We start from the raw sequence: 11,991 nt of genomic DNA on the forward strand, positions 1-11,991 counted from the left end.
CATTACTTTAATTCGCAACAATCAATCTAATCTAAGCTCGCGTTCGAGTCAAAGAGAATGCGAAGAAAGGGTTGTTTTTGACTGTTTTTTGGCCTTTGGCTCACTTAAAAGTTCTATTCTTGGCCTGTTTTCACTAAAGGTTTCGGTAATATACTGCTGCATTTGAGCAAGGCTTAACTTATCAAGTGCCTCTAAAAGCTGCCGTTGCATATTAAATTCAGTATCGCGATTACCGATTGCCAACCATAAACGTTGCGAGCGTAAGCGTAAATTTTTATCTTTTTCAGCAATATGTGTGACAAGACCCGCTTTGGTATCTAACCATTGCTGCTCAGAAATGCTGTTTACTTGTGATACATAATTATTAATAAATTGCTGGTGACGCTGAAGTATCTCATCAGCACTGTGCTTAGGTGACTGCACATAAAATGCGATACCCGCCCGGGTATTAAACGGAGCATAGCCTGCACCAACTAAATAGCCGAGTTGTTGCTTTGTTCTTAGCTCATTAAAGTAATCTTGATTTATTAAATGGTTAAGTACCATCATTTGCACTTTTTCGCTGGTGTCATCCGTTTGTGCTTGATAGTACAGTACCATTGCATGATCGCTGCAATTTAACATGAAGCGCTGTTGACCTACTTCGGTTATATCGTTTAGTGGTCGCGTTAAATCAATAATTGTGGTGCTGCCAGCTAAGTGCTCAGTCACTTGTTTTTGGAACTTAAGCGCATCAGAGCGTTGCCAGTTACCATGTAAAAAAGACTCAACGTGCAAGGCTTTAAAAAACTCATTTCTAAAGCAATTAAACTGATGGAAACTCGTATCCTTTAAAGCCTGCGCTAAGGCATTCGGCTCTGGGTTCCATGGCATAATTTGCGCACCCAAAATACTAAATAGCTCGCTAACAGGTTTGTTTTGATTGCTGTTTCGCCAATGTCTAACTAGCTGCTTTTTGTACTCAGCAAAACGTTTTGCGCAGATCTCAACATTAAAGAGTGCTTCAAGTAACTCATTAACTAGCTCCAACTGACTCGATGAAAGACCGGCAGTGTGTAGAGTTAACCCGCCTTGGTGAGAGGTTAAGTGATAACTAAGGCCAGCAAGCTCAGCCGGATAAAACTGCTCAGCCACACTGTCCATAAACAAGTCTGCAAATAAGCGGGTAAGGGCCATGTGCTTAACATCTTTAATCGCAAAGGTTGAGTCCATCGCTAAGTAAAAATGCCCTTTTGCCACTCTGAAAGTCGCATCCTGTTTAAACCAAAAATCAAAGCCCTCTCTTTTGACTAAAAGCTCTGGTGATTTAGTTGGCTTTTCTAAAGGCAATAACTCAACCTCTTTGGTGAGGTATGGGTTAGCACTTGGTAAGCACATCTGTGGTAATGGCGTGTTTATTTCGCTTAGCGCTTCTAACCAACTTGTTGAAATGTCCTCTACTTTATAAGGGGTGTTGTACCAAGCTGTAGTGTGCTCAGGCTCAACACCTGGATGAATGAGTACCAAGCGCATGTTATCAGGTGTTAGCCATTGCATGGCAATTTCATGAGCGCAGCGGTTAAAGCCTTCCATTAAATAATCGCCTTGCACATAATTGGCTTCATCGTAATGCTGCATATTAATGCTTAAGTTACTCACCCAATCAATTAAACGTGCTTTTTCTTGGTTATCAAAGGCAATTTGCAAGAGGTTCTTTTTGTCTTGATAAAGACGCGGCAATTTATCGCAGTTTTGGTTAATTAAGCAGATATACTCAAACACCATTTCGACGATATCTTCATAGTATTCAATACCTTCATCAGTCAACGCCATACTGATATTAAAATCTTTGAAGTTACTGCCATTAATGCCACCACCTGCTGAGAGGGCATTGATCCAGCCTTGCTCTTTTAGAATAGAGTACAGCGATCCTTTGCCTTCGTAGCCAAGTAAGTGAGCGATAAAACTAACGGTTTTGTGACGATAAAAGTCATCTATATTTGGCATCGCAAAGCTAATAATGAGCTTTTGCATATGTTTATGTGGCTCAATGTGTAACACCTTACCTAAGTCTTGTTTACGGTAAAGTGGCTGCTCTATAATCTCTTTACTTTTTGGCTGACCTTTTATTTCGCTAAATAACTGTTTTACCCAAGTGGTCATGGTCGCAATATCTTCATTGCTGCAGACCACCAGTGTCATCCACTGAGCCTGATAATGACTATCGAAGAAAGCACGTAGCTCATCACTGATGCAGCCCTCACGATCCGCGAGGGTTTGCTGGTTACCAACCGAAAACTTTGCAAAAGGGTGTGCTGGGTTCACCGTTTCTTTGTGAGCCTGATAAATTCGTCGGCCATCATCTTTTATTTTTAGTTTGAATTCTGCGTCTATGGCATTGCGTTCTTTTGTTGTCTCTTTAGGATTTAGTAGTGGTGCGATAAAAAAACGACTGAACTGTGCTAGTGCTTCAGCAAACTGCTGGCTGTTTATATCAAAGAAGTAGCAAGTGTGCTCAGTGCCAGTCCAGGCGTTGGTGTTACCACCAGATTGTGATACAAAATTAGAAAAACCGCCCGATTCTGGGTACAAGTCAGTGCCTAAAAAAAGCATGTGCTCTAAAAAGTGCGCTAGGCCTTGTCTGTCAAGAGGATCGTCGAAATGGCCTGCGTTAATCGCCATAGAAGCCGCTGATTTTGTTGACTCTAAGTCTTGCACTAAAAGTACTTTTAGACCATTGTCCAGTGTTAGGGGTTGATATGTTCTGTTATCATTGCGGCTGATATTCAAAAGATGCTCCTGAAAGAGTGCGTTAATGTCCTAACAACAGATGATATTTTCAGGAAAGCTAAAAAAGACAGAGCTACGAAAATCTACCTGAATATCATAAGCGGATGTTTAATGTATCTAGTGATGATATTCTAATATAGCGAACAATCAAGCAAACTGGCTACTGTTTTATATTCTTTAATCGGTTGATTTTTTATGAAAACAATCTTAATCATGCGCCATGGCGAAGCTACGCCAATGCAAGCAGATGATGCAGCAAGACAACTGACCGAGACCGGTCACCAAGAAGCTAGTCGAATGGGGCAATGGTTAGCAACACATCATACACCGGATGCTCTGTTGGTAAGTCCTTACATTCGTGCTCAACAAACAGCTGCCGATGCTACGCAACATATTTCGTTACAATTTAATGAAACCTGTAACGACATTACCCCTGATGGTGTGCCGCAAGTTGCCGCTGATTACCTCGAAACCTTGATTGCTATGCATCCAGACTGCAATACCTGGTTGGTCGTTGCTCATATGCCTATTGTTAGCTATTTAGTTGATCAGTTAAGTCCAGGTCATATGCCTATTTTCAATACCGGGGCGATTGCTGTTATCGAATATGATGAACACAAACAGCGCAGTCACTACCTTAGTATTCACTCGCCAAATAACGTCGAAATCTAATAGTGGATTTGCTAAATTAGCGCCACTGTTAATTTTTTAAGTTCTTACTATGACAATCGAACGTTTACAAACCGGTGCCCGAATGAGCCGCATCGTTAAGCATAACGGCACAGTTTACTTATGCGGCCAAGTTTGTGCCGATGCCGAAAAAGATATCACCGAACAAACTCAAACCATGCTGGATAAGGTCGAAGCGCTACTTATTGAAGCAGGTAGTAGCAAAGAGCACATGCTAAACGCCACAATCTACTTGAAAAGCATGGAATACTTTGCACAGATGAATGCAGTTTGGGATGCTTGGGTACCACAAGGCCATGCGCCTGCTCGCGCTTGTGTTGAGGCAAAAATGGCGCGTGACGCACTACTTGTAGAGATTTCTGTCGTTGCAGCAGTTAAGTAACGAGCAGCGTATCGCGCAGCTGATTGCTCGCTTTAATGAGCAATCAGGCCGCGCAGTGACTGAACTACCAAGTTGGCATTTTTGTGACAATGAGCAAGATGCTAATGACTGCGCATTACTGGTTTTAAATGGCGTAAAACAAGCCACAACTCCTTCACTTTATTGGTTTAAAGCCAATAATGAAACCCTTCCTGAAGTTGGTGGTTTAGCTATTTTTACCAATTGGCAGGGACAGCCCCTCGGCATTATTGAAACCGTCTCAGTTACCATTACCGCATTTAATCAAATAAGCGCCGATTACGCCGCATTAGAAGGCGAGGGCGACAAAAGCCTTGAGTACTGGCAGCAGGTACATTGGGATTATTACCAGCGAGAGCTCGCAGGTACAGGCTATCAATGTCACCCTGAGATGCCATTGGTGTGTGAGCAGTTTAGGTTAGTTTTCAAGGAGTCAGAATGAATACGAATCCAGTGGTTCTTATTACCGGAGGCGGCCGCGGTATAGGGGCAGCGACAGCAAAACTGTTTGCGAGACATGGCTATGATGTGTGTATTAACTATAAGTCAGATCACGCAAGTGCAGCGCAGGTCGCTGATGAGATAAAAGCGCTTGGCGTGAATGCCTATTTGTTGCAAGCCGATATCGCCGATGAGCAACAAGTTCTCGCTATGTTCGCTAAATTAGATGTTCAGGTTTCGCGGTTAGATGTGTTAGTTAATAACGCAGCGATGATGATGCCGCAAATGCCGTTATTAGAGATGGATGCTAAGCGTATCAACGCTATTTTAAGTTGTAATGTTACTGGCGCCTTTCTGTGTGCGCGCGAAGCAATAAAGCGTATGGACAAAGGCAGTATTGTGAATGTTTCATCGGGTGCTTCACGCACAGGTTCACCAAATGAATATTTAGATTATGCCGCATCAAAAGGAGCGCTTGATACCTTCACGATAGGCCTTGCTAAAGAAGTCGCGAGTAAAGGTATTCGGGTTAATGGGGTAAGGCCAGGCCTTATTTATACCGATATGCACCGCGATGGCGGTGAAGCAAACCGAGTTGATAGGTTAAAATCTAAGTTGCCGCTAGGGCGTGGTGGTGAAGCAGAAGAGGTCGCCTCAGCGATTTACTTTTTGGCAAGTGAGCAAGCCTCATTCACAACAGGCAGTTTTATCGATGTATCGGGTGGGCTTTAAGTTAAAAAGCTTTACGCACACGATTGCGGCCTTGCTGCTTTGCTTCATACAACGCTCTATCAGCATCAGCTACAATGCTCTCAAGTTTTTCAGCTCTTTGTGCTTGAGTAACTCCGAAACTTGCCGTCACCTTTAATGATTGACTATTTACGGTAAATAAATTTAACTCAATGTCTTTTCTAATTTTTTCAGCTAACTGGCTCGCAACCGATAGACTTGTGTTAGGCATGAAAATAATAAATTCTTCACCTCCCCAACGGCTAGCAACATCTTGCTCTCCTAAGTTGCTTCTGAGTATTTTTGCTACCTCTTTAATAACCTTATCTCCGGTATTATGGCCATACAGATCATTAATGTTCTTAAAATGATCAATATCAACCATGATTAAAGCGAGGCTATTCTCTTTTTCGGTATGTTCTTCAAACCAGTGGTTTATTTTGTCTCTATTCGCTAGTTTTGTGAGTGGATCTATGTTTATTCTTGCCTCAATACTTTTACGTTGATAAGCAAATGCAGCATAAATAAACAATAATAAGAAAAACAAAATTGCAGCCAATTGAGCGCTGTGACTGAAAAATGCATAGTTAATTTCTGCTTGCCTTTTAGCCATAGGCGATATTAAAAAAACTCGCCAATCTAGCTGGGGCAAGTTGAATTGCGTAACAACATGATCATCCTGTTCTATTTGGATAATGATACTGCTCAAATTCTCCATGTTGGCCAGCTCTTGTGCCGCATTTTTGAACCAACTAAGTTCATTTAAGTTAACAATATCAGTAAACTGTGCTTGAAAGTCTCGATGAGAAGAAAGCACCACCTCGTCAACGTTATTGACAAAAAGTAAGTCGTAGCCATGTGTAGCTTTATATTGTTGAAAAGCTTCCCAAAATGACTGAAGACTTTTACCTACACCTATAAAGCCTAAAAAGTCGCCTTGCTCAGAATAAACTTTGATATCTACGTATAAATGTACGTTCTCGCGGTTTCCTAAGATAGCAACGGTATCGCCTTGCATTGCTTTTACTTTTGGATACCACTCGATATTCTCTTTTTGTAAATCAATCGTTGTGCCATCAGAATTAAATTGCATTTGCTGTTGCTCACTTGCTACAAAAACGAGCATATTTAAATTTTCCTGAAGCTGTTCTAAGTGGTTTAGAATGGCGGCTTGGTCTAGTTCACTATCAGTAAGTAAGTTACTTAAGCTTCCTGTGCTCGCTAAGGCTTGAGCAGTATGAACAGGCTTGTAGAGTTCTTCGACAACCAATGAAAAAACAGGGGCAATAGACTGTTGTTGTAAGCGACTTTGTTCAGCCACTATATTACTTATAGTGAGATAAGATGCGTAACCAATGACGAAAATGATGCAAATTAAAATGCTATATAAGTTTCGTTGATGCCGTAAAATCGTTTTCACTGAAAGCCTTTCTAAAGTGGTGCTTATAAATTTGTGATTAGTTAAAAGACGATGTTGTGCAATTATAAGTCAAGTTCATTATAGCGAATATATTAAATACTGCTTTTTCAATATTTTTAGTAATGACTTCTAGCTAGAGTAATACGTTTAACCAAGCACTAAAGCTCACTACACTCAATACTGTTGAAAGCACGACGCTACTTGCCAGTGTCGCTTGGTGTTGCTTAATTTGATTGGCGATTAGATAAGCGTTGATCCCTAAAGGAGAGGCGCTTAAAAGTACTAACACGTTCAGTAATGATTGCTCTAGGTTGAATACGCTGCCTGCAAAAAAGTAGACTCCGCACGGTAACACTAAAAGCTTGATGATGGTTGCAATGAGTGATGCTTGTAAGTTGTCGGCCACTTTATAAAATGCAAGGTTTGCCCCTAATACAAATAACGCACAGGCAATGGCAGGTTTCGCAAGTAGACTCAGGCCATTTGCAAAATCATCAAAAAGTGTAAAGCCAAGCAGGTTAACAGCCAAGCCGCTACTGATGCTTAACACGACTGGATTGAGCAGCATGTTTTTAGCAAATGCTCGCCAAGAGAATGTTTGCTGCGATTTAGCGCTGAGCAAAAAGGTGAGGGTAAACAAAAGTGCGCTATGAAAAGTGATGATCATAAATACAATACCGACCATCTGTTGCCCAAGTGCTGCAATAATAATAGGCAAACCTACCAGTACCGTATTTGAGTAACTACTGCCAAGGGCAAATACAGCATGACGTGACGGCGCAGATTGCTTGCTAATGAGGTAGCGGTCAATCACATAGCCGAGAGCGTAAATGGCCAATACCGGGATGTAAAAACTCAAAAAGCCTGCAATAGATACACTATTTTGTAAATCGGCTTGGGCCATATTTAAAAATAGAAAAGCAGGCACGCTAATGTAAAAAGTAAACTTACTTAACCCTGCAATATGCTCTTTCGATAAAAACGTGCTTCGCGAGCTGATGTAACCACTTAACACGATAAAAATCAGTGGAAAGATAATCGAAAAAATATGCACTTTAGGCCTTATGACAAGAAGACGTTAGCGTCTGAACTCATCACTTTGTGGAAGATTAATTAAAATAAGTACAGCACCTTTACCACCAAATTCAAGAGGCGCTTGGTGCATAGCAATCACATCAGGGTGTTGAACTAAATATTGCGGTACCTTGTGTTTAAGTATGCGCTCACCAATGCCATGCACAACACAAGCGCAATAGTAATGCTGTTTTTTACACTCATGAATTAAACCCGCCAACTCATCTTTGGCTAATTCTTTATTTAAGCCATGTAAATCAAGGGTTAACTCAGGTGGGTAATCTCCACGGCGAAGTTGCTTTGCTAAAAAGCTATCGTGACCTGGTTTGACATAACTTACGGTGCCATGAGTGTCGATGTCTGGTACATATTCATCAGAAAAGAAAAATTCTGCCTGATGTTGCTTTTTTTGCTGGGAAAATTGCTTCGCTTGTGACACTTTAGGCTTATTGGTGAATCGAATAGTGTCTTGTTTAAATGCTTTGGCACCACTGATACTCTGACGAAATAAGTCAATATCGTCAGTGCTAATGTGGTTGTTGGCGTGGGGATCTTTTTTCATGGCGGCAGTCTAAACAAAAAAACGCTAAAAATCGAGTAAAAACCAACTGAAAAGACGGTACAATACGCGTCAGAACAGACTTTGAAAGTTAAGGAACATACATGAACCATTTCCAGATAGAAGACGCAATTTTAGACGAGGCAATTGCAGAACTTTCAACGTTGCATGATTGGTTACGTTGGACAACCAGTCAATTTGCCAGCAGTGGTATTTTCTTTGGGCACGGCACAGATAATGCGTGGGATGAAGCAGTTAGCTTACTATTACCAGCACTAAGCTTGCCAATCGATGCGCCAAAAGAGCTTATGCATGCGCGTTTAACCAGCACCGAGAAAAACCGCTTAGCTGAACTAATTGCAGAGCGTATTAATGATTGTACGCCAGTACCGTACCTGACCAACACTGCGTGGTTTGCAGGTATGCCGTTTTATGTTGATGAGCGCGTGTTAATTCCACGTTCGCCATTTGCTGAGCTAATTAACAATCGCTTTGCACCTTGGTTAGAAGAGCCAAGCTCAGTAACGCGCATTCTTGATTTATGCACCGGCTCTGCATGTATTGCTATTGCACTTGCGCAAGCATTTGAAGATGCACAGGTTGATGCGGTTGATATTTCATATGAAGCGCTCGAAGTTGCTGATATTAATATTAGCGATTACATGCTAAATGACCGTGTACTGCCAATTCAGTCAGACGTGTTTAGCGGTGTCCCGGGTCAAAAATATGACCTGATCGTAGCTAATCCACCGTATGTTGATGCTGAAGATATGGCTGATTTACCACGTGAATTCCATCACGAGCCTGAGCTTGGTTTAGCATCGGGTCATGATGGTCTTGATGTTACTCGTACCATCCTAGCTGAAGCTGCAGAGCATCTAACTGATAACGGTTTGTTATTTGTCGAAGTTGGTAACTCTATGGTACATATGGAAGAGCTGTACCCGGGCGCACCATTTGAGTGGGTTGAATTTGAACAAGGTGGTCTTGGCGTGTTTGTGATCAGCAAACAGCAACTTGTTAACTATTTCGCAGATTAACAGCAGATTTTAAAAGCCGAGCCTGAGGGCTCGGTCTCAGTAGTCATTAGGAATGAGGAAAATTAATGGCAGGTAATAGCATCGGGCAACTATTTAAAGTGTCCACCTTTGGTGAGAGCCACGGCGTTGCATTAGGCGGCGTTGTTGATGGCACACCAGCAGGTCTTGAAATTAGCGAGGCCGATTTACAAATTGATTTAGACCGTCGCAAGCCGGGGCAAAGTCGATATACAACACAGCGCCGCGAAAGTGACGAAGTAAAAATTCTTTCAGGTGTGTTCGAAGGTAAAACCACTGGTACTAGCATTGGTTTACTGATTGAAAACACCGATCAACGTTCAAAAGATTACGGCAAAATTGCCGATGTATTTCGCCCAGGTCATGGTGATTATACCTATTGGCATAAGTACGGTATCCGTGATTACCGAGGTGGTGGTCGCTCTTCTGCCCGTGAAACGGCGATTCGTGTAGCGGCGGGTGCAATTGCAAAAAAATACCTAAAACAATTTCACGATATTGAAGTGCGTGCTTGTTTGAGCCAGCTTGGGCCAATTAAAGCTGAAGATTACAACTGGGATGAAGTGGAAAACAATGCATTTTTCTTTCCAGACACCAGCAAGCTAGAAGCGCTTGATGAGTACATGCGCGACCTAAAAAAACAAGGTGATTCGGTAGGCGCTAAAGTTAAAGTGGTTGCTAAAAATGTACCTGTTGGTCTTGGTGAGCCAGTATTTGATCGCCTAGATGCAGAGCTTGCACACTCATTAATGAGCATTAATGCAGTAAAAGGCGTTGAGATTGGTGATGGCTTTGATGTGGTAGAGCAAAAGGGCTCTGAACACCGTGATGAGTTAACTCCTGATGGTTTTACATCAAATCATGCGGGTGGTGTACTTGCAGGTATCTCGACAGGGCAAGACATCATTGCCTCTATCGCACTTAAGCCAACCTCAAGCATTACCATACCGGGTAACAGCATTAATACCAGCAACGAAGCGGTAGAGATGATCACTAAAGGACGTCATGATCCATGTGTAGGTATTCGTGCAATTCCTATTGCTGAGGCGATGATGGCGATTACTTTAATGGATCACTTATTGCGCCAACGTGGTCAAAACCCACATGTAAGCCACGAACATGGACCAATAAAAGGTTCAATTTAAGCGCAGTCTTAAATAAAGTAAACGCAGTTAATGAGCGCGATGATTATCATCGCGCTTTTTTATGCCTTAATTATTTCAACAAGCTGCTTAAGCTGTTCATGACTGAGAGGGTTGTGGGCATGATTACCGTATAGCAGGGCGATATCAATGACAGGCAATACCGGAAGTGAGTTATCGCTGATCTCTTCCAGACCCGATTGCATGCTTATTCGCGCCATACTGCCAATTGCCAGTCCTTGTTTAATCAAGCCATGTAACGCTCCCGCTGAGCCACAACAGGCAATAATATTAAAACGACGCTCGGCTTTTAATAGACCCTCAATACTGGCTTGGTGAAACTTACAGTCTCGTTGAAACAAGGCGATAGGAAGTGGGGTTGAATCGTTAATCTCAAAAGCAGGGCTTTTCACCCACACGCCTTGGCTTGATTGCAATAAGTAGCCTTCTTCACTGTCTGGCGAGCGAGTGGCAATCACCAAATCGAGCATACCTTGGTCTAGTTTGGCTCTAAGCTCAGTACTTGGGGCGCAGCTTATTTGTAAATCCAGTGCATTAAACTGTTGGTGTAAAGCATCAACAAGCTCTGGTAGTAAAGAGTGGGCATAGTCATCAGGACAACCAATGCGCACACGTAAATTGCCAGTGCCTGCTTTTAATTGCTTAAAGGCTTCATCATGAAGCGCTATCAATTGCTTTGCATAGCTTGCTAGCTGGTGGCCTTGATGGGTTAGCACCAGTTGACGGCCTTGCTTTTCAAATAGCGGACTTGCGAGGTCTTGTTCCAGCTTTTTCATTTGCATACTTACTGCAGATTGGGTTCTGCAAATTTGTGCTGCAGCGCGGGTGAAACTGCCTGTATCAACAAAGGCGCAAAAAGTCCTAAGGGCATCAATATCCATAATGTATCAGCATTTCTTATAGTTAACATAAAAACAATTGGCGAGTAATTGCCCAATTGCTGTTTTATAGTGAGTCCAATCTAAACGTTAAAGGAAGTACAATGCAATTATTTATTGGCAATAAAAACTACTCAACTTGGTCATTACGAGCGTGGTATTTACTGAGTAAATTCAATGTTTCTTTTACAGAACAACAATTAGTTCTAGATACGCCTGAGTTTTATGAAGCATTAAAAAGTAAGTTTCCCGTGCAAAAAGTGCCGGCCCTTATTGATGCTGAGTTAATCGTGTGGGATTCACTCGCTATTTGTGAATACATCAATGATGCTTATCTAAATGGTGCTGCTTGGCCTAGTGAAATAGCCCAAAGAGCAAAAGCACGCAGTTTAGCTGCCGAGATGCACTCTGGTTTTGCTGCACTTCGTAATGAAATGCCAATGAATATTCGCGCTAAAAGGCATGTTGAATTATCAGAACAAGCTAAAAAAGATATTGCCCGTATCGATGAGATATTTTCTACTCAGCAGCAAAGGTATCCTAATGCGTGGTTATTTGGTGAGTTCTCTATTGTTGATGCGATGTTTGCACCTGTGGTACTGCGCTTTAAAACGTATCAGGTTACGCTTTCGCGTGCTGCACAAGCTTATTGTCAGCATGTATTTGCGTGTCCAGTCATGCAAACCTGGATTCGAGAAGCGTTAAAAGAAACCGATATAGTCAAGTCTGATGAGGCCGGCGAGAATGCTTGGTAAAAAAAATAAAGAGTATTTTATTAATACTTTGTAACCAATTCCTGCTTTTTAATGG

Annotated in this window: 12 protein-coding genes; 7 read left to right on the forward strand and 5 right to left on the reverse strand. The window is 42.0% G+C overall.

Going from position 1 to position 11,991, the window contains the following annotated elements:
• Window positions 1–48: 48 nt before the first annotated feature.
• Complete coding sequence (locus tag IRQ78_RS14365; RefSeq protein ID WP_194442560.1) at window positions 49–2,769, reverse strand: insulinase family protein; 2,721 nt, start codon at window positions 2,767–2,769, stop codon at window positions 49–51.
• 195 nt (window positions 2,770–2,964) lie between these two features.
• On the opposite strand from IRQ78_RS14365, the gene sixA reads away from it, so the two are divergent.
• From sixA to IRQ78_RS14385, 4 genes are read left to right on the forward strand one after another with little or no spacing between them, the layout of a single operon-like run.
• The gene (sixA, locus tag IRQ78_RS14370) at window positions 2,965–3,441 is read left to right on the forward strand and encodes a phosphohistidine phosphatase SixA (protein ID WP_187490209.1); all 477 of its coding nucleotides are present in this window, start codon (window positions 2,965–2,967) and stop codon (window positions 3,439–3,441) included.
• Between the two features lie 49 nt (window positions 3,442–3,490).
• Window positions 3,491–3,841: a RidA family protein gene (locus tag IRQ78_RS14375; RefSeq protein ID WP_187490210.1), complete on the forward strand. Its 351-nt coding sequence runs from the start codon at window positions 3,491–3,493 to the stop codon at window positions 3,839–3,841.
• Window positions 3,825–4,301 carry an ASCH domain-containing protein gene (locus tag IRQ78_RS14380; RefSeq protein ID WP_194442561.1) on the forward strand — a complete coding sequence of 159 codons (477 nt, stop codon included), beginning with the start codon at window positions 3,825–3,827 and terminating at the stop codon, window positions 4,299–4,301. Before IRQ78_RS14375 ends, IRQ78_RS14380 begins: the two co-directional genes overlap by 17 nt.
• Window positions 4,298–5,032, forward strand: a complete 735-nt coding sequence (locus tag IRQ78_RS14385; RefSeq protein ID WP_194442562.1) for an SDR family oxidoreductase — start codon at window positions 4,298–4,300, stop codon at window positions 5,030–5,032. The genes IRQ78_RS14380 and IRQ78_RS14385 overlap by 4 nt, the downstream gene beginning before the upstream one ends.
• A 1-nt stretch (window position 5,033) precedes the next feature.
• Here IRQ78_RS14385 and IRQ78_RS20815 read toward each other — a convergent pair whose 3' ends face one another.
• The 3 genes from IRQ78_RS20815 to smrB all read right to left on the reverse strand — a co-directional run bounded on the left by IRQ78_RS20815 (window position 5,034) and on the right by smrB (window position 8,085).
• Window positions 5,034–6,350: a sensor domain-containing diguanylate cyclase gene (locus tag IRQ78_RS20815; protein ID WP_187490213.1), complete on the reverse strand. Its 1,317-nt coding sequence runs from the start codon at window positions 6,348–6,350 to the stop codon at window positions 5,034–5,036.
• Between the two features lie 232 nt (window positions 6,351–6,582).
• Window positions 6,583–7,503: an AEC family transporter gene (locus IRQ78_RS14395; RefSeq protein WP_194442563.1), complete on the reverse strand. Its 921-nt coding sequence runs from the start codon at window positions 7,501–7,503 to the stop codon at window positions 6,583–6,585.
• Between the two features lie 24 nt (window positions 7,504–7,527).
• Window positions 7,528–8,085, reverse strand: a complete 558-nt coding sequence (gene smrB / locus IRQ78_RS14400; RefSeq protein WP_054553197.1) for an endonuclease SmrB — start codon at window positions 8,083–8,085, stop codon at window positions 7,528–7,530.
• Between the two features lie 101 nt (window positions 8,086–8,186).
• On the opposite strand from smrB, the gene prmB reads away from it, so the two are divergent.
• Window positions 8,187–9,122, forward strand: a complete 936-nt coding sequence (gene prmB, locus IRQ78_RS14405; RefSeq protein WP_054553196.1) for a 50S ribosomal protein L3 N(5)-glutamine methyltransferase — start codon at window positions 8,187–8,189, stop codon at window positions 9,120–9,122.
• A gap of 65 nt (window positions 9,123–9,187) precedes the next feature.
• Window positions 9,188–10,285: a chorismate synthase gene (aroC, locus tag IRQ78_RS14410; RefSeq protein WP_063528838.1), complete on the forward strand. Its 1,098-nt coding sequence runs from the start codon at window positions 9,188–9,190 to the stop codon at window positions 10,283–10,285.
• Window positions 10,286–10,344: 59 nt separating this feature from the next.
• On the opposite strand, the gene IRQ78_RS14415 is transcribed toward aroC, so the two are convergent.
• The gene (locus IRQ78_RS14415) at window positions 10,345–11,184 is read right to left on the reverse strand and encodes a LysR family transcriptional regulator (RefSeq protein ID WP_194442564.1); all 840 of its coding nucleotides are present in this window, start codon (window positions 11,182–11,184) and stop codon (window positions 10,345–10,347) included.
• Between the two features lie 101 nt (window positions 11,185–11,285).
• Here IRQ78_RS14415 and IRQ78_RS14420 point away from each other — a divergent pair, with 101 nt between their 5' ends.
• Window positions 11,286–11,936: a glutathione S-transferase family protein gene (locus tag IRQ78_RS14420; RefSeq protein WP_194442565.1), complete on the forward strand. Its 651-nt coding sequence runs from the start codon at window positions 11,286–11,288 to the stop codon at window positions 11,934–11,936.
• The last annotated feature ends 55 nt before the right edge of the window (window positions 11,937–11,991 follow it).

Origin of the sequence: Pseudoalteromonas simplex (assembly GCF_015278155.1) — a bacterium.
GTDB lineage: Bacteria > Pseudomonadota > Gammaproteobacteria > Enterobacterales > Alteromonadaceae > Pseudoalteromonas > Pseudoalteromonas simplex.